Annotated in this window: 22 protein-coding genes and 1 pseudogene; 17 read left to right on the forward strand and 6 right to left on the reverse strand. The window is 39.7% G+C overall.

All coding sequences use genetic code 11. From position 1 onward, the window contains the following. The first annotated feature begins 125 nt into the window (after positions 1-125). From TOL9009_RS0114380 to TOL9009_RS47310, 8 genes are all read left to right on the forward strand, one after another. Positions 126-644: an inorganic diphosphatase gene (locus tag TOL9009_RS0114380; protein ID WP_029633423.1), complete on the forward strand. Its 519-nt coding sequence runs from the start codon at positions 126-128 to the stop codon at positions 642-644. A gap of 249 nt (positions 645-893) precedes the next feature. Next, entirely contained in the window at positions 894-1277 is a 384-nt protein-coding gene (gene panD, locus TOL9009_RS0114385; protein WP_029633424.1) for an aspartate 1-decarboxylase, read from the forward strand. An 11-nt stretch (positions 1278-1288) separates the two neighbouring features. Further along, on the forward strand, positions 1289-2179 hold the full coding sequence (locus TOL9009_RS0114390) for an MBL fold metallo-hydrolase (protein WP_029633425.1): 891 nt from the start codon (positions 1289-1291) through the stop codon (positions 2177-2179). A gap of 217 nt (positions 2180-2396) precedes the next feature. After that, positions 2397-2603 (forward strand): hypothetical protein, encoded by a 207-nt coding sequence (locus TOL9009_RS0114395; RefSeq protein ID WP_029633426.1) that lies wholly within the window; start codon positions 2397-2399, stop codon positions 2601-2603. Between the two features lie 62 nt (positions 2604-2665). After that, positions 2666-4201 carry a peptidoglycan-binding domain-containing protein gene (locus tag TOL9009_RS0114400; RefSeq protein ID WP_029633427.1) on the forward strand — a complete coding sequence of 512 codons (1536 nt, stop codon included), beginning with the start codon at positions 2666-2668 and terminating at the stop codon, positions 4199-4201. A 248-nt stretch (positions 4202-4449) separates the two neighbouring features. Continuing rightward, positions 4450-4902, forward strand: a complete 453-nt coding sequence (locus TOL9009_RS0114405) for a DUF6932 family protein (RefSeq protein ID WP_029633428.1) — start codon at positions 4450-4452, stop codon at positions 4900-4902. After that, positions 4899-5405 carry a helix-turn-helix transcriptional regulator gene (locus TOL9009_RS0114410; protein WP_313770060.1) on the forward strand — a complete coding sequence of 169 codons (507 nt, stop codon included), beginning with the start codon at positions 4899-4901 and terminating at the stop codon, positions 5403-5405. Before TOL9009_RS0114405 ends, TOL9009_RS0114410 begins: the two co-directional genes overlap by 4 nt. Further along, positions 5406-5576: a hypothetical protein gene (locus TOL9009_RS47310; RefSeq protein ID WP_186227560.1), complete on the forward strand. Its 171-nt coding sequence runs from the start codon at positions 5406-5408 to the stop codon at positions 5574-5576. A gap of 79 nt (positions 5577-5655) precedes the next feature. On the opposite strand, the gene TOL9009_RS0114415 is transcribed toward TOL9009_RS47310, so the two are convergent. Then, positions 5656-6267, reverse strand: a complete 612-nt coding sequence (locus TOL9009_RS0114415; protein WP_029633430.1) for a DUF4142 domain-containing protein — start codon at positions 6265-6267, stop codon at positions 5656-5658. A 564-nt stretch (positions 6268-6831) separates the two neighbouring features. On the opposite strand from TOL9009_RS0114415, the gene TOL9009_RS39165 reads away from it, so the two are divergent. Further along, on the forward strand, positions 6832-7176 hold the full coding sequence (locus TOL9009_RS39165; protein WP_051502898.1) for a hypothetical protein: 345 nt from the start codon (positions 6832-6834) through the stop codon (positions 7174-7176). Between the two features lie 335 nt (positions 7177-7511). Further along, the gene (locus TOL9009_RS39170; RefSeq protein WP_051502899.1) at positions 7512-10814 is read left to right on the forward strand and encodes a tetratricopeptide repeat protein; all 3303 of its coding nucleotides are present in this window, start codon (positions 7512-7514) and stop codon (positions 10812-10814) included. 724 nt (positions 10815-11538) lie between these two features. Here TOL9009_RS39170 and sbcC read toward each other — a convergent pair. Further along, on the reverse strand, positions 11539-14562 hold the full coding sequence (sbcC, locus tag TOL9009_RS0114430; RefSeq protein ID WP_029633431.1) for an exonuclease subunit SbcC: 3024 nt from the start codon (positions 14560-14562) through the stop codon (positions 11539-11541). A gap of 229 nt (positions 14563-14791) precedes the next feature. Here sbcC and TOL9009_RS39175 point away from each other — a divergent pair, with 229 nt between their 5' ends. The 5 genes from TOL9009_RS39175 (at position 14792) to TOL9009_RS0114455 (ending at position 18894) form a co-directional block, all read left to right on the forward strand. Beyond that, positions 14792-15043: a hypothetical protein gene (locus TOL9009_RS39175; RefSeq protein ID WP_051502900.1), complete on the forward strand. Its 252-nt coding sequence runs from the start codon at positions 14792-14794 to the stop codon at positions 15041-15043. 26 nt (positions 15044-15069) lie between these two features. Beyond that, positions 15070-15309 (forward strand): hypothetical protein, encoded by a 240-nt coding sequence (locus TOL9009_RS0114440; protein ID WP_029633432.1) that lies wholly within the window; start codon positions 15070-15072, stop codon positions 15307-15309. Beyond that, positions 15306-15719, forward strand: coding sequence for a putative toxin-antitoxin system toxin component, PIN family (locus TOL9009_RS0114445; protein ID WP_029633433.1), 414 nt, complete (start codon positions 15306-15308; stop codon positions 15717-15719). The genes TOL9009_RS0114440 and TOL9009_RS0114445 overlap by 4 nt, the downstream gene beginning before the upstream one ends. Before the next feature lie 610 nt (positions 15720-16329). Further along, positions 16330-16995 carry a hypothetical protein gene (locus TOL9009_RS0114450; RefSeq protein WP_029633434.1) on the forward strand — a complete coding sequence of 222 codons (666 nt, stop codon included), beginning with the start codon at positions 16330-16332 and terminating at the stop codon, positions 16993-16995. A gap of 657 nt (positions 16996-17652) precedes the next feature. After that, positions 17653-18894, forward strand: a complete 1242-nt coding sequence (locus TOL9009_RS0114455) for an S-layer homology domain-containing protein (RefSeq protein ID WP_029633435.1) — start codon at positions 17653-17655, stop codon at positions 18892-18894. A 122-nt stretch (positions 18895-19016) separates the two neighbouring features. Here TOL9009_RS0114455 and TOL9009_RS45650 read toward each other — a convergent pair. Further along, a pseudogene (locus TOL9009_RS45650) lies at positions 19017-19193 on the reverse strand (ATP-binding protein); the annotation flags it as partial. A gap of 113 nt (positions 19194-19306) precedes the next feature. Here TOL9009_RS45650 and TOL9009_RS0114465 point away from each other — a divergent pair. Continuing rightward, positions 19307-19876, forward strand: coding sequence for a Uma2 family endonuclease (locus TOL9009_RS0114465; protein WP_186227561.1), 570 nt, complete (start codon positions 19307-19309; stop codon positions 19874-19876). Here TOL9009_RS0114465 and TOL9009_RS0114470 read toward each other — a convergent pair. Beyond that, positions 19873-21198 carry a GAF domain-containing sensor histidine kinase gene (locus TOL9009_RS0114470; protein WP_029633438.1) on the reverse strand — a complete coding sequence of 442 codons (1326 nt, stop codon included), beginning with the start codon at positions 21196-21198 and terminating at the stop codon, positions 19873-19875. The genes TOL9009_RS0114465 and TOL9009_RS0114470 overlap by 4 nt on opposite strands. 285 nt (positions 21199-21483) lie before the next feature. On the opposite strand from TOL9009_RS0114470, the gene TOL9009_RS0114475 reads away from it, so the two are divergent. Further along, positions 21484-21801, forward strand: a complete 318-nt coding sequence (locus tag TOL9009_RS0114475; protein WP_029633439.1) for a DUF3155 domain-containing protein — start codon at positions 21484-21486, stop codon at positions 21799-21801. Positions 21802-22206: 405 nt separating this feature from the next. On the opposite strand, the gene TOL9009_RS0114480 is transcribed toward TOL9009_RS0114475, so the two are convergent. Together TOL9009_RS0114480 and TOL9009_RS0114485 are read right to left on the reverse strand one after the other, a co-directional pair. Then, positions 22207-22737, reverse strand: a complete 531-nt coding sequence (locus tag TOL9009_RS0114480) for a cofactor assembly of complex C subunit B (protein ID WP_029633440.1) — start codon at positions 22735-22737, stop codon at positions 22207-22209. 52 nt (positions 22738-22789) lie between these two features. Then, positions 22790-23137 (reverse strand): PadR family transcriptional regulator, encoded by a 348-nt coding sequence (locus TOL9009_RS0114485; RefSeq protein ID WP_029633441.1) that lies wholly within the window; start codon positions 23135-23137, stop codon positions 22790-22792. Positions 23138-23418: the final 281 nt, after the last annotated feature.

Raw genomic sequence — 23418 nt, forward strand, 5'->3', positions numbered from 1 at the left:
CTAAAATTCTACACGGGGAGCCCAACGGGAGAGCCAGTCCCCCATCGTGACGGAGACCGCCAAGACGGGGGCTGGTCTCACCGTTGCGTGCGCCCATGATTCACTATTAGCTGAGGATTTTTACTGTGGACTTATCCCGTATTCCTGCCCAACCAAAACCGGGTCTAATCAACGTTCTGATTGAAATTCCTGGTGGAAGTAAAAACAAATACGAATTTGACAAAGACTTACAAGCTTTCGCCTTAGACAGGGTACTTTATTCCTCGGTACAATATCCCTATGACTATGGTTTTGTACCCAACACGTTGGCTGATGATGGCGATCCCCTGGATGGTATGGTCATAATCGACGAGCCAACCTTTCCAGGGTGTGTCATTGCAGCAAGACCGATTGGAATGTTAGAGATGATTGACGGTGGCGATCGCGATGAAAAAATTCTTTGTGTACCAGACAAAGATCCACGCTACAAAGATATCAGATCCATCAAAGACCTACCATCACACCGATTGGAGGAAATTGCCGAATTTTTCCGCAGTTATAAAAATTTGGAAAAAAAGGTGACAGAAATTCGCGGTTGGCTAGATGTTGACCAGGTTATGCCTTTAGTAGAAAAGTGCATCAAAGCTGGTAGCGAAAAAGGTTGAGATTCGGATTCAGAAACTACCTGAACAAATTTTCAATCATAGTCAAGAAGTCAGAAGGCAACGCAATGTGGCAGGGTGAGTAGGGTTTCTTACTGCCACAAGCATTTTTTGTCCAGGCTCTATACTATGAGCAGGGGGGTGCAAGCGATCGCCCTATTTCATCCCCCAAAGGAGCGTAACATATTATGCTGACTCCTGAATTCTGAATTCTTTCTTGATAGCTCAATTATTGCAAAACCCCTAAAAGCAATGCAGCGCACGCTCCTTTTGGCAAAAATTCACAATTGCACCCTGACGGGAGCGAATATCAATTACGTCGGTAGTATCAGCATCGACCAAATTTTGTTAGATAAATCTGGCATTTTACCCTACGAGCAGGTGCAAGTAGTGAATGTTGCCAATGGTGAGCGTTTTATTACTTATGCGATCCCCGCTCCAGCCAACTCAGGAGTAATTGAATTAAATGGAGCTGCGGCACGTCTAGGCATGATCGGCGATCGCTTGATTATAATGGCTTACGGGCAGTTCACCACAGAAGAGTTAAAAAGTTACTCTCCTACGGTTGTGATTGTAGATGAAAAAAACCGACTCTCCCAAGTGCGGCACTACGATGACCTGCTCAGTGAAGTCTAGTTATAAGCAAAATGTCAAATACTGAGTTGCCAGCTTCCCACAATATCAAAGAAATTACTTCGCCCAACGATCCCGTTGGGGAATTTATTGTACGATTCTGGGGTGTACGGGGTTTAATAGCCACCCCCAGCAGCAATACCAGTCGCTATGGTGGTAATACTGCTTGTGTAGAAATGCGCGTAGCTGGAAAACGCTTGATTTTTGATGGTGGTACAGGTTTACGCATCCTGGGAAGAAGTTGGCTAGAGTTCCAAAGTCCACTAATAGCGCATTTATTTTTTACCAACTCTCAATCAAATCGCATTCAAGGCTTTCCTTTTTTTGCTCCTGCATTTGTTGGAGAAAATTGCTTTCATATTTACGGTACAGCTGCCTCAAATGGTGCTTCGATTAAGCAGTCTCTATGCGATCAAATGCTGCAACCGCATTTTCCTTATCCTTTGCAAGTGATGCAAGCAGACTTGCAGTTTAAGAACTTGACTTCAGGTAGTCAGGTAACTTTAGATGATGTAACAATTAAAACTGCATTGATCAATCAAAATCAGCGATCGGCAGGATACCGAGTTTCCTGGAAGAATTACAGCGTTGCCTACATGACAGATTTGTATCAGGGTGCCGACGAAATCGAGCAAGTATGTATTAGAGAGCTAATTGAAGGAGTAGATTTGCTCATAGCTAATGCTACATACACTCCCCCAACAGCTCACAATCATGAATCACCTGATTTCCTTTGGAAAACTGCGGTGAATTTAGCTGATCGTGCTGGTGCAAAACAGTTAGTCATCTCTCATCATCACCCAGACGATCATGATGATTTTCTCGACTCTGTGCAAACTGAAGTTCAAAATGCTTTTCCTCAAGCATTACTAGCGCGTGAAGGGTTAATTTTACCTGTTGTGTGAGAAAATTAAACAGATGATTAGACTTTCACTTTGTAAATCAAATAATCTATCCCACATTCTCCAGGTGCGATCGCACTCCAACTCTGCTTCGGAGTGCGGTTCGTTATCAAATCTTGTTTAAGGAGCGATCGCACCTAAACCGCTATATTTAGCAACTATTTTAATCAAGCCTTAAATTATACCATAGAATAGGCATCTTCATTAAAAAACGCAATTTATGTATGCAAGAAATAACTTTTTAACCAAGGTGGAATTAAATGGTTTTAAAGTTTTTGTTATACATGGTATTCTAATAACAAAAAAAATTGCAACCTTCCCGGAAAGCAACTCTATCGATGTGTTGTTAATCATGACAAAACCATTTGTCGATGATTCATTGTCGCCAACAGTTGATACACACAGAGGCAAAGATGTCAATATGTGATATCAACAGCCTAAGTAAATACTGCAACAAAAATTTTTATAATCTGAAAACTTGGAAAAATTATGGAAACCATTGGTAATTTTGGTGTAGTCTCAACCCACGAGGCATCTAAAAGCATCGAGGTTGTTCCTCTGGGGGTGAATTTTAAGTTTTTTAATAATTGGAGAAACTTCTCTAGCGTTGCTGCAATGCATTTTTTGTTTGTAGCACTAACTATAGGTGTTTTGAGTATAGCTGAACAAGCTATGGCACTTCAGAAGTTAGGAAGTAGGGGTAATGATGTTACAAGCACCCAGAGGTGTTTGAAAAAGTTAGGCTACTTTAACGGTCCTGTGACGGGCAATTTTGCTTCCTTGACTCAAAAGGCTGTAATCGGATTTCAGCGAGCGAATAGACTATCTGCCGATGGAGTTGTGGGTATCAGCACGCTAGCATCGCTCCAACAGGCATGTCAAGCGAGAAATTCTGGTGGTACTATTATCGGCGATTTGCGGCTAGGTAGTCGGGGTGATAGCGTCTCCAAGTTGCAACAAGATTTACGCGAATTAGGTTACTTTAACGGTCGAGTCGATAGCTATTTTGGTTCAGATACTCAGCAAGCAGTCATTAAATTCCAGCAAGCTTCCAGATTGCGTGCTGATGGTATTGTCGGTTCTAGAACCAAACAAGCAATACTTGTCAGACGTGATGAAGGTAAAGGTGATGGCGACTATCCTGTTCTTTCTGAAAATAGTAATGGTTCAGCCGTAACCAGACTACAACAGTTATTGAAACAGAGGGGTTATTTTACTCCTAATCCCACCGGTTACTTTGGATCGATTACCAAAAATGCTGTGATTGCATTTCAACGCAATTCCGGTTTACCTGCTAATGGCGTGGCAAATCGCCAAACTTGGGACGCATTAGTGAGAACTTCTCAAGAACCAAATCCACCAGGAGTCAGTCTCTCTACTGACCAAATCAGAGAGCTGCAACAGCGTTTGCGGGATCTGGGCTATTTTAACACCAATCCAACTGGTAATGTAAGTCCGCTGACCATAGATGCTTTGCGTCGATTCCAACAAGATTATAGGCTTTATGCCGATGGAATTGCCGACAGTCAAATACTCGAAGCTGTACGTAGAGCTTGGGAAGATAGATATGCTAATCAAAATGAACCCAACAGAAATTATATCTCTGTAGGTGACAGTGGAGAAAATGTCAAAGCACTGCAACAGCGTTTAACGCAGTTAGGCTACTATAATGGTTATCCTGACGGTTATTTCAGCGAATACACCAGATCGTCTATAATTACATTCCAGCAAAATTATCAACTTAAACCGACTGGGATTGTCGATTTACAAACTTGGCAGGTGTTAGGGTTAAATGGTTCCCCAGTAGCGAATCGTCCTAATAATAATCGCTATGTCGTAGTAGTGCCGATTTACAATAACGATACTCTTAATATAGTACGTCAGTATGTACCTAATGCTTTCCCCGCTGAATCGAGATTGGGTAATTATGTGAATGCGGGGTCATTTAGCGATCGCACTCAAGCAGAACAGCGTTCTAGAGAATTGCGATCGCGTGGTTTAGATGCACGGGTAGATTACTTATAAAAGTCCGGCAAATCACACATATTGTAGAGACGTTCCGTCGGAACGTCTTTACGATGGTAGATAGGTTTTTATTAGTGTTAATTAAACGGACATTACATCGTTTATAGTGTCATAACTGAAGGCGATCGCATAACCAAAAATAACCCTAATGCAAAGCTTCGCATTGCCAAAGGAACAAAGATACGCCCAATTTTAGTTATGGTAGGCTACGCATACCGGATAATTAATATGTGTTACGGTGTGGGAAAGTGATTCCAGAATTTGATGAAAATGGTAATTTACCACCAGGAGTGCATTTTTGTGAATGGGAGGAATTTCAAGAAAGATTTGGTATTAATTTAACTAGACAGCGCATGATCAATGGTCTAGAACTAGCAATGACACAGTTAAAAGCAGCAGGATGTACAAAAATTTATATTGATGGTAGTTTTGTTACCAATAAACTAAAACCTGGTGATTTTGATGCTTGCTGGGAAGATAGTGGAGTTGATATAGATTATTTGGAATCAATTGCTCCTACTTTATGTAATTTTGCACTGCAACGTGCCGAACAAAAAAGCAAGTATAAGGGTGAAATTTTTCCTGCAAATTACCCAGCGAATGATTCAGGTAGCGCATACATAGATTTTTTTCAATTTGATACTAGAACGAATACGCGCAAGGGTATTATTGCTATCGATTTACAAAGGTGGAAGCAATGATGATAAAAAATGAGCAACAATATCAAAAGACTAAAGAATGGTTGCGGCGATTTGAAGACTCTGTGGCTGAATTTGATAGCAATGAAGAGTTAAAAACTGACCTGAAGCGTTGGAAATTACATCGAGATTCTTATCAGAGTCAAATTGATGAGTTAAAAGCAGAAATTGCTGAATATGAAAGGCTGATTAATTGTGATAATTATCAACCAATAAAAATTAAAATTGGGAGTTTCAATAAGCTAGGAGATGCTTTAATTAAAGCGCGAATAGCGGCAAAAATGAACCAGCAAGAACTAGCAGAAATATTGAAAACTGATGAACAAAGGGTTAAGGAATACGAGGAAACTGATTATCAATGTGCGAGTTTTGGAGAAATTCTGGAAGTTTGTACAGCTTTGGGGTTGGAATTTGAAAGTGCTGTTGTGCGGGTAGATTTTCAGGAAATAGAAGCTGTTAAAAAAACTGTGCAGAAGTGGAGAAAAGAAAAAATTAATGTAAAATAGTTGACGGAAGGCAACTATAACTACCCTGTCACAAAACTACGGAATAACATCGCACTTCATCTCAAACCGAAACGCGATCGCATAACCACAATAACCCTAAAAATGCGATCGCTAATAGACATCGACCGCTATGCTTATTATGCGTTGCCCGAAACCCTTGTAGAGACCTAGCATTGCTACGTCTCTACGTCTTTTCTGGAGATGTCTAATGAAGAGTGAGCTAAAGCACGGTACTCGATAAGGGGTAGGATTAAAGCCCATTTTTTATGCTTTGAGCGTTCTGTAGATGTTTAGCAACAACTGGTGACATCTTAGTTGCAAATGCTTTCAATTTAGAATCTTGTCCTTGTTTAAGATAATTTTGAAACTCCTCATAAGTTTTGGAATGAGCTTGAACCTGGCTGTCCATATATGCTCGGTTAAAATTATCATCAGAAAGCTGCTTCAGATCCATCAATAAGGATGGATTCTCTGAACTAATGTTTTCTGGTAGTTTAAAACCTTTGACCTTCGCTATTTGCATCAGCTGTTTACTCGAATCTGTATACTCCTGAATCATTTGTCGTGCAAAGTCTCTTACTGCTGGAATTTTGGACTTTTGGAGTGCAAGATTACTTATCTTAATAACTGTCATATCATTTTGCGCCACCTTAGTGATGAATTTTTGGTCTAGAGGACTTAGTGAAGGAAGAGAATTTGTAGTTCTTGGAGGAAGTGTAGTGTTTCCAGAAGGACTATTGATTCCTGGCGTATTCTCAGCACGGATAGATTGAGCAACATTAGAGCAACTACCGATTGAAAAACCTATGAAGGCAGGAAGTAGGATGAAAGTGTTAATAAACTTTCTCTTGTGATTAAGCATATTTACCTTAACTTTTACTATTTAATACTTTAACAATTGATTTTTCAAAGATGACCATTTAAATATCTCACATTTCGCACTCAGTAATTTAATTTTACATAAGAGTGTTCCAACAAATAAATGATCCAAAATCCGTCATTGCGAATGTAGCGAAGCGAAATGAAGCAATCGCAAGATATTGGGATTGCCACGCTTCACTTCGTTGCGCTCGCAATGACAATTGGGCATTTTTTTACTTGGAGTACTCTAACTATAAAATGTGGGTAAATGGGTTGAAATTAATCAGGACTTACGCACCGGCTACATATTTCCGTCATTGCGACGCAAGGAAGCAATCTCAAAGTCTTGTTTTCTGGTAACGAGTGCGTAAGTCCTATTAATAATACATCTGTATCAAAATAACGGATAACAACAAAAAATGTGATTGTCTACAAGGACAGCGTGCTTTAATCAACTGTACATGAAACGGATTATTCAAGTATTTATGATATTGCGATCGCAATAAACTGAAACAAGCTATGAGAAAATAGATTTGAAACTTTCCAATGATGAGCAGGTGAAGCAATGACAGAAATTAGGATAGAAATTGAAGGAGAGGATGCAATTGCTGCAACAAATGCCCTTTTGGAAATTCCAGGTATCTCAGGATATGCTGAAGTACCGGAAGCACCTGAAAGAGAGGGGACACTGGCAACAGTTGCTGCAATATTTACGATTGCTGGTGTAACTGTTCAAATAGTAGAACAATTTTGTAAGTGGTATGAAAAGTATAAAGGACAACAGCCAACAATTGAAAAGGTGGTGATTTTTTTCCCTAATGGGCAACGATTGCTTTTGATAACCGAAACAATTAATGATGAGACGAAAATAACAATTGCTAAGATAATTGATGATTATAGACAAAAATGATTGAATCTTTGTACGAGGCTGAGATAGTAATCCTATTTGAGTTGTAAAAGTGGATTTTTAAGTTACTATCGCATTCCTAAATCATTCGTGAACAAGAAGTTACCCGAGTTATTCAAGAATTTGGGTAGCTTGCTTTATCAATTTTCACAACTCATTTAGGATTGCTATAGCAAAAAATAAAATGTCAAAAAAAGTCCTATAAATCTATAGATAATTACATAAATTATACAGGATGCGCTACAGATAATCTTGTCTTAATTAACCATGAATATCTGGAATCGTTAGCTCTGAATTTGAAGATATAGTTGGAGTATTCAAAGTTCTGGAGTCAGAATATGCCAATTATCCACATTGACCTTAAGGAAGTTGTAGGTGATTATGTAACATTACGCTACTTTCTGGATGAGCCAAGTGACTATTTATCGTCGCCCCATTTTACCAAGCGAAATATCGCTGAATTGAATCATATAGCTCAACGAGACTACTACGTTGAGCAAGTGGTAGAGTATTCCAAAACAGGACAAGACTTGTATAACTGGTTGGATGGAAGCGATCGCATTCTGGAAAATTTGTTGGACTCGCCTCAGTGGGGTGAAGTTACTGTCCTGGCGATTGCTACAGCAGAAAACCTTGCCCATCTGCCTTGGGAATTGTTGCATGATGGTAACGAGTTTCTGGTTGAGCGTCAGGTTGTTCCAGTACGATGGGTATCATCAAAGAAGTCAAAGAAATTAACCATTCAACATCCGAAAAAAGAACGAGCATTACAAGTTTTATTTATGGCTTCGTCGCCGATAGGTGAAGAAACTTTATTAGATTATGAGGCTGAGGAAAGAGGTATTCTGGCAGCGACGGAGACAGCAGAACGGCAAAGATCCATAGAGTTGGTTGTGGAAGAAAGCGGTTCTCTAGAAGGGTTAAATAAATTATTAAGCTCTAGAAACTTTAATTATTTTGATATTTTACACCTAACAGGTCATACTAGTATTAAAAATGGAAAAAGATGCTTTATAGCAGAAAAGATAACGGGTGAACCTGACTATGTTAGCGCCCAAGACATAGTTAAGCAAATTAAATCCTCACAATCACAACCCCAACTAATATTTCTCTCAGCTTGTAACACTGGGAAAAAAACAGGATCTGGGACTGTACTCTCAATGTCAGAGACTTTAATAAGATCTGGTGCTAAGGCGGTTTTAGGCTGGGGTAAAAGTGTATTAGATGAAAATGCAATTCTAGCGGCAAAAGTTTTGTATGAACAATTATCTCTGGGGAGGGAACTAACCCAAGCCGTCGCTAGTACCTATGAGGAATTGATTGAAAAGAAGGCGCGAGATTGGCATTTATTGCGTCTTTATACGGCTGGTACTTTACCAGGAGAGTTAGTTACATCCTTAGTAGGTAATTCTGTACGAACACCTGCACCACCACCATCAGTAGCCCCCGAGTTTTTAGATCCAGAGGGAAGAGTCAAAGTCGCTACCCGTGAAAGTTTTGTCGGTCGTCGTCGTCACTTGCAAAATTGCTTGCGAACATTTCAGCATTCAATCGATAAGGTGGGAGTGTTGATTTATGGGATGGGTGGTTTGGGTAAAAGTAGTTTAGCAGCAAGGTTATGTGACAGATATTTACAGAGAGAGCGAGTTGTCTGGGTGGGAAAAGTAAATTTAGACAACTTGGCGAACGTATTAGCAGATAAGTTGGATGATCAGGAACAGCGCAATCAGCTAAAAAACTCTGGAGAGGGATTGAAGCATCGGTTGAAGCGGGTATTCGACCAGTCGTCGGGTAGAAAGAGTTTTTTGTTGGTGCTAGATGACTTTGAGAATAATTTGGAACCTCGTAATGATAATTATGTGCTGACACCAGAAGCAGCAAGCGTTTTGAGTGCAATAGTTGAGGCAATTCAAGAGACTTACTCTAGTCACCGTATAATTATTACCTGCCGTTATGATTTCGACTTTACTAAATCACACCATTTCTACAAACAACCGTTAGATGCACTGCGAGGAGCAGATTTACAAAAGAAGTGGAATCGTCTCCCTGCCTCAGATAATATTCAAATAGATGAGATTTTGCAGTCCCAAGTGGAAAAGCTGGCGGATGGTAATCCTCGCTTATTGGAGAAATTGCACGAGGAATTAAATAAATCAAGTAAATTTAATCAATTAAATAAATTAAACAAATCAAATGAAAATAGTAAGAAATTAAAGGAATTACAAGTTCTTATTTACAATGAGTTGAAAGCCAACTTGTCAGAACTGCTTGGGAAAGAGGAAGTCTTAGACAAACTACTACGCGATCAAATAGAAAAAGATTCGCTGATGCGAGACATGTTGCAACGAGGATTAGTTTTTGAGTTACCAGTACCAAAGGATGCGTTAAAGGCAGTTTGTGAAACTGTAGATGAATTAGATGAGTGCATCGATAAGGCTGTAAAATTGGGACTGTTGGAAGCTAGTTATGATTGGGAGTTGCTACGAGTACCCCGCTATTTGGGTTTAGAGAAGTTAGATGAAATCTCTTTAAATAAAAAAGCAGCAAAAGAGTTATACGACTTATGGTATGAACAAGCAGAAACCAAAACAAAAATCTCAGAGGAAAGACTTTTAGAGATTCACCGACTAGCAAAGTTAGGGGATGAAACAGAAATACAAGTAACAATGACAGAGATTTTGGCAACTCGCTGGAAAGATCGAAATCTCTTTCGGAAAGTAGTAGAACTATGTACAGAAACCTTAAAAGATTTGGAAAAGGTGCATTCTGATGTACCTAGTAATCAAGTAGCTAGAGTTCGGAATGTCCTAGGAAATTCAAACCTCTTGCTGGGATACTATCAAAACGCGAAAGACCAGTACGAAAAAGCGTTAATGATGGGAGAGCAACTCGAAGAAAAGTCTCTTGACTTCGCTCAAACTCTGAATGGTTTAGGTTATCTATACATCTTGACTAAGGATTATGACAAAGCTAAACAGAGGCTTGATGAGGCATTAAATATCATAAACAGAAATACACAACAGGAACTCTTTAATAAAGTGCAAGATTGGCGTTGTCAGGAAAAACTCCCCATTAAACTAGAATGCCTAAGCTACTTAGCATATTGTTATCGTGAACAGAAAAAGTGGCAAGAGGCTCGTTTTCTATATGTTAAAGCATTGTGGATGTGTAAACGTCTCCCAACAGAGGAAAATATCACTTTAGCTGAAAGTTACCATAATCTAGCTACAGTCTACTATGAACAGGATGTTTATAAAAAGGCTGAAGCTTGGTATAGAGCAGCGTTAAAGCTGAGTCAAGGATTACTAGGAGAGGAACATCTCACTACAGCTAATATTTTAAGTTCTTTAGGAAAGGTCTACTTACTTCAGAAGCGTTATGATGATGCTCGATATCAATTTAGAAAGGCTTTAAATATAAAAATTAAAATGTTAGAAACCCACATAGATATAGTATATGATTTGAAACATTTGGGTTACACGAATGATGAATTAAAGAAGGATGAAGAAGCTTATAAATGCTATCGTCAAGCATTAGAGATGATAGAAATGCTAAGAGCAAAAAAAGATCCTTCTATAAATAACAATGACGATATGCGGAAGGTGGAGCAAGAACTCAAAAACCGGATTTCTCACTTGTGAGAAATCCGGGAAAAGTTTTTTGCATAATTTAGCTAGCGGATGTCTAATAAGTGAAAAGCGCTCAGAATGAGATTCTGTCGGTAGCAAAATTTCAACAATCGACAGCTTTATGAGTGCAACAGCATACTCTTATCAATCATTATTGAATCGATATCAGTTACATCTGTAATAACTATTGTCATTATCTTCACTACATCGTAGCCTCTCACAATTACAATTCCCTCTACTATTTATACTTGTACAATAGTTGCAAATATTACTTGGTGGGTGAGGTATCTTATTATCACTACCAGAAATCAAGTTCAGTTTTAATGGAGTTGGTTTTTGCTTAGTGTTCCTAATACAATTAGAAGCAGCATTCGCTCCTTTTTGTGTATTTTCTTTTAGAGGAAGAGCATCAGTCGCGCTAGCGCTAATCGTAGTAATACCAAGAGTTACAAAGATAGACAGCGCATCTTTTACGAGTTTTTTTCTGTTCTTCATAGTCTGGCACATCCTTACTCAATTCTGAGTGGTAAATAATTTTGTGATATTAATTCTTTCCACTACAACACATAAGCTTTTCAATCAAAGCCTTAAAGCAGTACCTGTGTATACCCCCCCTGAACGATTACAATTTTATCGGTATTTTCTCTTATTAACATAAGATCTCTCTAGATAAAGATTGAATGGGTGCATTTCAATTTTTTTTTGATTATAGCAAGAGCTTAGACTAAAAAATTGATTACATCGACAAATGTAACTGTGAACCAAGGTTTGTTTTATTGACTTCAATCCGGGCTTGGAAGGCTTCTTTGAGGTGAGGCATATGAGTTACAGTGAGGATGCAGGCAAAATCGGAGGCGATCGCATTAATCGCAGCAATCAGGCGATCGCATCCTTCGGCATCCTGTGTACCAAAACCTTCATCTATAATCAACAATTGTAACGCCGCCCCTGCCCGTTGCGCTAATAGTTTCGCCAAAGCTAAACGAATGGCAAAGTTAATTCTAAAAGCTTCTCCACCAGAATAAGTTTCATAAGCTCGCGTTCCTCTGGCATCAGCAATTAAAATATCTAAAGTGTCTATCAGCTTGGCATTTTTCTTAGCTTTGCTACTTCTTCCCGCTTTCTGCGTCACAAATTGCACATGTAATTGATTCGCGCTCAATCGCGAAAGCAATTGATTTGTCTCTGCTTCCAGTTGAGGCAAGACATTTTCAATCATCAGTGCTTGGATGCCATTTTTACCAAAGGCTTGCGTTAATTCCTGATAAACGCGCTGTTGTCGCTTGGCTTCTTGGAGTTCTTGCTGCTGTTGCAAAAGCTGAGTTTGCAGCATTTCCAGATGGTGAGCAACTTGTTGTAAACGCCCTAATTGCCCGATTTTTTCATCAAGTTCTCGTCTGCGAGCCGCAATTTGTTGCTGTAGGGTTTCAATTTGAGCAGTTGGGTTTGCTGTTTGTTCAAGTTGGGCAACGATGCTTTCAAGTTGGCGCTCAATTGTTTGCCTTTCAGTCATTCTCGCATCTCTGGAGGCTTCTAAGTCTTGAAATCTCACTTTGAGTTGCGGATACTGCTGTTGAGCCGACAAAAGTTGTTGATAGCGCAATTCCCAAGATTGCATTTTGCGTACAGTTGTGCGAATATTATTATGCTGATCGGAACTGTAATTAATTTCGGTAATGTGACGCTCAAGGGCGGCAATTTGGTTAGCACATTCAGAATTGGTTTGAAGAAGCTGAATTTGAACTTTCAATTCAGCAATTTGCGCTTCAATTTGTGGTTTTCGTGCCGCTATTTGCGAACTTCGCTTGGTTGCGTCTTTAATTTGCTGAAGTTTAATTTCTGCCCATCGCCAACGCTCAACTTCACTACGGGCGAGGGCGTGGTCTTGTTCGTTATAATTTAGTTGTTGAAGATATTGATTTAATTGCTCTAATTCGAGTTGTTTTTCTGGGGCATAATCGCCAACTTCAAGCGATCGCTCTAAATGCTGTTTTTCGGCAGCAATTTGTTGTAGTTGTGCTGACGCATCAGTGGTAGACTGAAGTTGTGCTGCTAATTGTCCTCTTTGTTCGCGCAAAGCATCATAACTGGCTAATTTTTGCGCTATTTCGCGGTATTCCTGCCTGAGTACCTGAATTTCTCTATCCGAAAATGCCATTTGCTCTCGGAATACCCACAATTGCCCTTCTGTATCCTTATACTCTGCTTTGGTTTTATCTGTGACTCGATTCCAATGATGTTCATCCAAAGGACGTTCACATAACGGACAAAGGGCATTCGGATTTTGCAACATTTGCAATTTTTGATCTAATTCCCCTAAAAGTCTTTCATACTCTCGTTGCTGGGCTTGTAAGCGTTCAATAAAATGACGCCTTTCCTGTCCTTTTTCCTGCACTCTTTGCAGATAAACTCGCTTTTTCTCTAATTCTTCAATTTGCGTTCCAACATCTATCACCGCTTGTTGCAGTTGCGGTTGGCGTCCAAAAGCGCGTTGCAGTTGATTTTCTACTTGTTGGAGTTGTTCGAGTCGCGCTACCAAACCAGCACCAACCCGATCTAACTGGGTTTGCAAAGTTGCTCGTTGTTGCAATAAGGGAGATACTTGCATTTGTAGTTGATCTAAATGAGCAACTCGGTTACGCGCTCTTGTTAGCTGTGCTAAAGCTGCTTCAACTTCGCTTTTATTGGTGAGAGTATGTTGAATTTCTTGCTCTTGTTGCTGCAAAACCTCTAATTGAGCGATCGCTTGTTGCAGTTGCCGTTCTTGATCGTTAATTTGTTTGGTCAGTTGATGTTGTAGTTGTTGACGCTGTTGTATTCGCTGTGTATATTCTGCAAATTTAGCGCTTAAAGATTCTTCTTGAGATTGTAGCGTTTGATATTGCGCGTATCCTGCTTTTATCTCGGTTTCTTGACTTAAGATTGCTTGTAAATCTGATAGCTGACTCTTAATTGCTGACTGTTCTTGTTGCAAGCGATCGCAATCAGAACTCAGATTTTGGTATTGTTGCCTGACAAAACTCAATTGTTCAGTCCAATTTTGACGCTGATGCTGGACAACTTGCAAACTTTGGATTTGAATATTATCAAAAGCTTGTATTTGTTGCAGTTGATTGAGTTCAACTTCTAATTCTGCTTGTTGTGCCTGGGTAGCTTCACGTTGTTGCAGTTGAGTTTTGCTCGACTCCAAAGAGCGTTCTAATTCTTCTACCTTTGCTTTGAACTGACGAGAGGATTCTTTGGCTCGTTCCTCCAATTCATCGTATTGATTTAACTTCAATAACTCTGCTAAAATCTCTTTACGTTCGTTCGGACGCTTGAGCATAAACTCGTCCGCACGACCTTGACGCAGGTAAGCGGAGTTAATAAAAGTTTCATAATCGAGCTTAATGTGTTCTAAAATAACATCTTGAGTCGCCCTTACTCCTTTGCCAGTAAGTGCGCGAAACCCAGAAGGTGTTTCCACTTGAAATTCTAAAACACCAGTACCACCACGAGGACGAGTGCGAATAACTCGATAAATTTGCTGATTGCTTTGAAAAGTGAAATCTACTCGAACTTCTTTTGCGCCAGAATGAATTACATCATCTTCAACACCGGCGCGGCTTTGACCCCAAATAGCCCAAGTGATAGCTTCGAGAAGGGAAGATTTACCCGCACCATTGGAACCACAAATACAAGCCGTATGCAAGCCGCGAAAATCTAAGGTTGCATCACGGTAACTGAGAAAGTTTTTGAGGATTAGTTGTACTGGGATCATCGAGGCTATAGCGCCACATATACTACATTTTAGAAATAACAGTACAGATGCACTTATAAATTAGTTTACCTATCTGGAAATCATGTTTCTAGTATTAAAGACATTAATTTTACAAAAATTAACAATATGATCGTCGTATTTTTCTTGTTATGCAAAAAATTTTATTTTATTGATAAAAAATTAACCTGTCGCTGACTTTTCCTGCCAGTTAACCGAGAATAAAGCAGGGGTGATAAATAAGGGGGACAAGAGAAAAAACTTTACCCTACAGCCTGACTCTGCTTTAGAAGAAATCGCAGCGCAGGGATGGAGTTTAAACCCTGGACGTTATGTGGGAGTTGCGGAACGGGTAGTGGAAGATTTTGATTTTACTGAGAGGTTGGAGGAGTTGAATGAGGAATTGGAAGTTTTGAATCTGGAAGCGAGGGAGTTAGAGGAGAGAATTGCAGAGAATGTGGCGATGCTGTTAGAACAAAGTTAGATAAAAGTTGAGTAACAGGATAAATCATGAACGCTTATAAAACCTACATCACCATTGCAGATCCAAAACAGTTAGTACTATCGGATTTACCATTTCAAGCAGGACAGAGAGTTGAGGTGATTATTTTAGCAGAGGGTAATCAAAGGGTTACTTTAGCAGCAGACTTAAAAAAGTTATTCAAAGAAATACAAGCGACACATGCAGATAATCCTTTGACTGATGAAGAGATAGCAGCAGAAATTGAAGCATATAGGCGGGGAGAATGAAAGTTATTATTGATACTAATATCGTAGTCTCTGCTGCTATAGCTGATAAAAATCCAGAGGCAGTAATTTTATTTGTGATTGCTAATTCTGATTTTGAGTGGGTTGTATCGGCAGATATCCTAGCAGAATATAAGGAGGTTTTAAAGCGTCCTCGTTTAAAGTTAACTGAGGCGCAATATCAAAGATGGGTTTATTTGATTGATTCAGTGACAACACTAATTAATGTGGATGTGGAGGTTGATTTTCCTAGAGATAGGAAAGATGCAAAGTTTTTAGCTTGTGCTATTGCAGCAGAGGCAGATTTTTTCATTACGGGTGATGCTGATTTTAATGAAGCGCAAACGCTGTTAAATACAACTATTATTTCTCTGCCTTTATTTAAAAGGTTAGTTTGTGATGTGAATAAATAAGCTTCACTCTGGTATTGGACTTTGGACAAAAACCGAGCTAAAGCAAGCGAAATGAATAAGTTTTTCTGACAATTTTTGTCCCAACTCAAATAAGTAATATCACCAGAGAGCATAGATTTTTATATTACTTTACCTACTTTAGTCTCTAGTAGGGTCAGCAGATTTTATAAAAGAGGCGGAAAATTATAAATAAGATTAATCATTTTGTGTTCGCGCATAATACCCGCGAACAGCTCTTTTTTGTCCAAAGTCCAATTCTAAAGTAAATAGAAAGTATTTATGCATAACATTGCAAATTTGTCTACAATGTAAATAAGAGTTCGCATTCAGCCGATTCGCCTCTATTTAATGGCATACAGATGTGGACATAAACACTAAAAAAGATTCTGGAACAATTTTGGGAAGTTTACGTCATTTATGAGTCTCGCCCTTGATTTATTTTTGCATATCAGTACTATAAATATGTCAAGGAACAATAAACTCAACTTCTGCGTCAGATAAATTCTTTCACATTCGGAATATGCCTATAGACAGGTTTAAAAAGTTTTAGAAACAATATCAGTAAAACGACGTCATTAAACACATGATAAAAACAAACGGAAACCCTCTTATGACTCACCTTAATCGCTGGAAATATGCAACGGCTGCACTTATGTCAATAGCTGTAAGCACGGGTGCTATTCTGCCCATGTTTGTATCTACACCTGCTAGCGCACAACGCATTTATGGTCAATCTAGATCAGTTTCTATTCCTAGCGGAGTGACATTTCCTGTAGCTTATGAAAAAGATAAAGTTGTTGTAACTCCTGGGGAAACTACACCCTTAACACTAACAGTTGCAAGCAACATTATTGATAGCAGCAGAAATGTATTAATTCCTGGGGGAACTCAAATTGTCGGACAATTGCAACCAGTAACTAGAAATGGTAAAAAAGGTGTTCAATTCGTTGCCCAAGAGTTAGTTTTTGCTTCTGGTCAGCGTCAGTATGTAAATGCTTCTTCTCCCGTAATTACCAGAACTGAAAAAATCAACAAAGGAAGCGATACAAGTAGAATTGTTACAGATGCAGCGATTGGTGCGGGTGCTGCCAGTGTGATATCACTAATTACAGGCGATCGCAGAATTCAAGCGCTTGAACCGATTGGTGGTGCGGCAGCTGGTGCAGCTGCAAGTGTGCTGTTACGCAAAAACCAAGTTGATGTCTTTGTCCTTAATCCAGAACAAGATTTAAATATAACTCTGCGTTCTAATTTGGTAGTATCCCGTTCTTACTAGGCTTAAGTTTAGTTAAGCCGTGACTTTGATCATTTCTGACGAGCGATCGCACACACAGATTGAAGTGGCGATCGCTTAATTTTTTCACTTCCAATATATTAATAATGTAGAGACGTTCCGCTGGAACGTCTCTACGTGTGTCTCTTTTTTTACCACCCACTCATACTGTTAGTTTTCAGTATATTGAGGTACGTCATAAGTTATTTAAGCAACACCATATCTGAGAGCGATACTTATTAAGAGTGAAAACCTGATTCTTGCGAAAGCTGGATGTGATTAGCTTTTACGGCGTTTGCGTAAAGATTTATTTTAGATTAACTAATAGTAAAAAAACTATTGCTTTTCCCGCAACTATTTTTTCCAAGCCACGTCTTACTGAATATCAAGGATTGTTTAAATACTTATATCATAGCTCAAACTGCTCATGAGTTGATAGTTTGTCATGCTTAAACGTGACTATCTCAAAAAACAATTAAATAAACTTGATTTAACTCGGTGCAAATACCCTTGAAGTTGGCTAAAGAATAGCAATATTATGATCGTTATAGCCAACTAAAGCTATTGATAGATGTCAGGAAATATTTGGAACTATTTATCTGACAAATTGTCTGATTAATTAACACAAAATAAATAGAATTGGTGGGGAGAACGAATTCAATGTTTAGTTTAAATCGCTGCAAAAAAACAACAGCTGCACTGATGACTTTGAGCGTAACAGCAGGTGCTGTAGCACCCTTCATTGCACCTGCACCATCATTTGCTCAAACAACTTTTTCTGATGTTAACTCTAACTATTGGGCAGGAGAGTTTATTCAAAAATTATCAGAAAGAGGCGTTATTGCTGGCTTTCCTGATGGTACATTTCGCCCAGAAGAACCAGTAACCCGCGCTCAATTCGCCGCAATGGTTCGCAAAGCTTTCCAAAAAGCGCCAAAACGGGAAGCAACTCGATTTAACGATGTAGCTAGCAATTATTGGGCGTACACCGCCATTCAAGAAGCTTATACTACTGGTTTCTTATCAGGATATCCCGGCAATCGCTTCGAGCCTAACCAAGCTATTCCTCGGCAACAAGTTTTAGTTTCTCTGTCCAATGGTCTAGAATATTCTCCTAGCAGTGACGTTCAAAGCACTCTGCAATATTACAACGACTCTTCTAATATCGCTGGCTATGCCCGCAATCCCATCGCAGCAGCGACTGAAAAGCGAATTGTCGTCAACTATCCTAATATTAACTTCCTCAATCCTACCCAAACTGCCACACGAGCACAGGTAGCGGCTTTTATTTATCAGGCTTTGGTTAGCACCAATCAAGCTGCTGCAATTAACTCACCTTACATTGTCGCAGCTCAATCGACTACTCCCACACCTGTAGCTGTAAAAATTCCTCAAGGAACAGCTATTCCTATTAAGTACGACAAAGCAGAAAAAATCCTCGTAACTAAGGAAGAAACAGCACCTTTGACACTCACAGTAGCGCAAAATGTGGTGACACAAGAAGGAACTATTGTAATTCCCGCTGGTAGTCAGGTTGTCGGTCAACTGAAACCAGTTAAAGGTGGTTCTCAATTCGTTGCTCAGAAATTAGTATTACCTTCAGGTCAAGAGTATCCAATCAATGCTACTTCGGAAGTAATTAGCAAAACCGAAACAGTGAAAAAAGGCATTAGTACTTCGGCTATTCTTAAGAATACCGTATTGGGTGCAGGTGCCGCTGCTGCCGTCTCTGCTGTGACAGGCGATCGCAGTATCGCTACAGAAGAAGTTTTGGGTGGTGCTGGTATCGGCGCCTTGATTGGTCTATTCTTTGGTAAAAAGAGCGTTGACTTAATCGCGATCGAGCCAAACACCGATTTACAAATGACAATCAATCAAGACTTCCAAGTTTCACTTAAATAGTTAGTGGGCATGGGGCAATGGGCATTGGGCAATGGGAATTAAAGATTTCGATTTTTGATACGCGTTTTATATCAAAATAGAACTCTTTCCATGCCCCATGCCCCATGCCCATTGCCCCACTATCAACCCTCAACAATGGGCAACCAAATAATAAAAGTGGTTCCCGGTGCGTCGGGTGATTTAATAATTGAGTTAATTGCAGGGCTGAAAACTTGAATTTCGCCCTGCATTTGTTCTATTAATTGTTTAGCGATCGCTAACCCCAATCCAGAACCAGGAATTTCTGTGCTAATAGGTACTGTAGGGTGCGTGATTGTTGAAATCCGTAACGCACCATTCGCCACAGCAGTCTTTTGTTCTAAAATAGAGCATGATATAATATTTAGCGCTATTCTGCATTAGGTGTATAGTTATGAGTCCTTTGACATTAAATCTAGACACCGTTCACCTAACAGACGAACAGTTCTATCAGTTATGTCAAAATAACCACGAGTTGAAATTTGAACGTACTACCAAAGGACAATTAATTATTATGTCACCCGTTGGGGGAGAAAGTGGCAATCGAGAAGCTGACTTAATTATTGATCTGGGAATTTGGAATCGCCAAACACAACTCGGTTACACCTTCAGTTCTTCTACTATATTCAAATTACCCAATGGTGCTGACCGTTCCCCAGATGCTGCTTGGATTAAATATCAACGATGGGAAGCACTTACACCTGAACAAAGACGCAAATTTCCCCCCATTGCACCCGATTTTGTCATTGAATTAAGGTCAGCAACAGATGATTTAGAAATGTTGCGTTCCAAAATGCAAGAATATATGGATGCAGGGGTGCAATTGGCATGGTTAATTAACCCCCAACAGCAACAAGTGGAAATTTATCGTCAAAAACAAAATGTAGAAGTACGAAATCTACCCACACAATTGTCAGGTGAAAATATATTGCCAGGATTTACCTTGAGTCTATCTTGTTATTAACTCTTAACAATGGGCAACCAAATAATAAAAGTGGTTCCCGGTGCGTCGGATGATTTAATAATTGAGTTAATTGCAGGGCTGAAAACTTCAATTTCGCCCTGCATTTGTTCTATTAATTGTTTGGCGATCGCTAACCCCAATCCAGAACCAGGAATTTCTGTTTCGGCTTGGACGCCGCGATAATGTCGTTCTCCCAGATGTTCTAAATCTTGTTGGGGAATCCCAGGACCATTGTCACTGATGACAATTCCGCAAAAAGAAGGTTTTTCTTGTCCTGCCTGAATTAAAATTTTACCACCAGTAGGAGTGTATTTCAAGGCGTTGTCCATAACATTACTTAATACTTCTCGTAATGTTTTGGAATTAGCGCGGACTAAAGGTAAATTTGGTGGCACATCGCAAATTAGTTGTAGTTTTCTTTCTTGGGCGATCGCTTGAGCTGACGCTAATAATGGATTTAAGATATCGACTAAAGCGAAGTCAGTTTCTTTGTCTTCGCTTCCGGGTAATAACAACGGTGGTTTCGGCTCGTTCTGCACAGTTGCTTCCACAAATACTTGTTTGCCTGGAAGTTTGAACGGCGCTAAATCTGTTGCTGTTAAATCAATGACTTTATCGAACTGTTGGAGTAATTCTTCAAGGCGATCGCTTTCTCGAACTATACTCGCGGCTACTTCCCGGTTAGGATCGCCTAATCGCAGTCGCTTGAGAAGTAGTTTACCAAAGGTCCGCAAAGCTGTAAGCGGGTTGCGAAACTGGTGCAATAAGTTATCGAGTAAATCCCGTTGCTTTTCTTGGATAATTTGTTGTTGATGCAACGAATGCTCTAACCACGCTCGACGCTGATCTAAAATGATTGCGATCGCCAGAGTTTGGGCTATCCGTTGAATTTCACTGCGCTCCTTTTCATCCCATCCTCTCTCTTTTCTGGCTGTCACCAACAATCCCATCATTACACCCTCGTGGATTAGAGGTAAAACAATTTGATTGTCATTTAATACATATTCTTCTTGTAAAGGGGGTTGTGCCTCATTTGGCGTTTGCGATCCTGATGGTCTCAATAACTTTTGCTTTGGTAATGCTAAAGCATTTCTGACTGTAAAGGACTTGCGTGTTGATACCTCCGCAGTGTCTTCTATGAGCCGAACTACTGCCGTATCTGGGTAAACTACTACCGGAATCAGTTTTGCTTCACCCGTCGTCGCTTCTGCCAATTCTTGCGTCAAATACACGACACTCAGAGTTGCTCCCAGCCCTTGGGTTAAAAGTGCGATTTGCTCTTGGCACAGAGTAACAAACTCAGAACTGGCAGACATTAACATTTTTCACATCTTGCTTAAAATTACAGAATATGAAGGATGATTAACTAACATAGCTTAGTTTTTCCCTCATTCATTTAATAAAGCTTAACTAAAACTTGCAAGTAATGCTCTTACCCTGAGGATTATATACTTCACTCCTTTTAATTTCTTTACATTCACAAATATTACTTTTATTGTATTAAAACTTAAGAAACTATTGATTTTTTTAACTAGAACTTATATAATGACGACGGATTTTGTAGCTATCACTACAATCTGCGTAGCTTGAAAGAGGAGGAAAATAGGTTGGCAAGGAGACGCAAACGGAAGAGTCGTCGTCGTCAAGAAGGGCGACGTATCCTAGAGCATGTGCCTCAATATAGCATCGAAAGCGGCGAAGAGAAGCCTGTGACAGCAGCGAGAAAATTCATTCAAGCTGAAGGTATATTGCCGCCCGCCTTGCTACTCGTAAAGCGGAATGAACACACCACAGACCGTTATTTTTGGGCAGAAAAGGGGCTGTTTGGTGCTCAATACGTAGAAGAGAACCATTTTCTGTTTCCTAGCTTGAGGGTATTAGAAAATCCTTCAGGTCAAGAAACTCTAGCTCTGGCTAGCCGTTGAAAAAGCAATAGTTGTCTTAGAGATTGAGTGGGGCTTGTGACAATTATTAACTGGCAAAATTGTTCAGTTATTTAAAAATTTCAATTTTTTTTAAGTTTGTAGCTGATTTGCCAGTCGAGCTAGTCTAAGATATCAAACAATCAACCCCGATCAAACTGCGCTTGTTTGCCAGGGTTGATTGTTTGTCTTATTTAGATACTTCACTAGTAATGGGGATAAAGCGCGTCACACAATTAGCGCGTACTAACAAAATGTGAGTTGTGTTTTCTCGCTTGAAAGTTTATTACTTTGGCAAGAAGAAACTTTTAACGGCATTACGAGTGAAATTAAATAGCTTTCCCCCAGGTAAAGTCTTTTTTCGTCACCAGCTTACATCTCAATCATCAAAGATGCTTAAAACTTCGGTTATTCAGAAATTTTTAGCTGTAATTCCCTCTGTAACTCGCTGAGTTCATCTCGATGGGCAATTACAGTTATTTTAGTTGGTTCGTCTTTTTCGCTTTGAGTTGGTTCTACTTTGAGCAATACCTTCTCAAGTCTTCCGGCTTTTTTCCAATAATAAATACCACTCAAGGGTGAAAGCAATACCATCCCTAGAAACACCGTACTCAGGCTAGGTAAAAGCAGCGACAACACTAATGCTAGAGAAACAATACCCGCCGCTGCTAAAAAAGTCAAAAACAAAGCCAAAAACCAACTGGGTCTGACAAACCCTTCAAAGGTTACTTGGTTCTGTTGAGAGTCTACCGCTGCCACTCGGTAAGACCGCGAGCGAAAATACTCCTTTATTTTTGGCATTAAAGTATCTTCGTCGAGAGTGGACACTAGTTGCGCTTTTTCTATGCGGTCTTTAGTCGAGGCACGGATAAAGAAAAACAGCCCGACCGATAACAACAAAGTTAGCAGCAACGTGGATGGCAGAATAGTAGTATCCATAGGAAATTGTTACTTTTGTAGTGGAGGAGACTTATTCATTATTAATTATTGGTTAATTTGTCCTCCGCTGTTTGTATTCTTGCCACAAACGAGCTAAATCCTGCCCCAAAGAAAGCCATTCTGGGGAAACTTGGTACATCCGTCTAGGACGTCCGCGTCCTTCAAGTTTCTTCCAATACCCAGTGATTGCCTTTTGGTCTTCCAGAAATTTAATCGCACTGTAAAGCACAGTGTCCGAAAGCCTATAAGTAGGATATTCGTTTTCCAATTTCTGGATCAACTCAGTACCGTAGGATTCACCTTCTAGCAAAATATGCAAAATGTAACAAACTGCTAGTTCCTGACAGAGGTAAGTTGGCGGAGGATTCTCAAAGAATTGATATATATCCTCAAGTTTCATGGTTTGTGAATGGCTAAAAATGCCTTATAGTTGTTGAACCTACAATTTGGAACGTTAGTATATAGTGCTACGCTCCTGATTAGTAAATATTTAACGCTAAATTAGGCTTTATTGCCTAAGCGCCAACATTACACCAGTTCCTACGGTTAAGTGTAGGGCGGGTATGCAAGTTTTAGAGGCGCAAGAAATTACACCTCTACCCAAGCGAGCTTGGGTTGTGGTGAAAAGGGATGAGACAACGAATATACCGCCATCCTTGTGTCAAGTGATGCCGAGCTAGT

It is taken from the genome of [Scytonema hofmanni] UTEX 2349, from assembly GCF_000582685.1.
In the GTDB taxonomy this organism is placed as follows: domain Bacteria; phylum Cyanobacteriota; class Cyanobacteriia; order Cyanobacteriales; family Nostocaceae; genus Hassallia; species Hassallia hofmanni.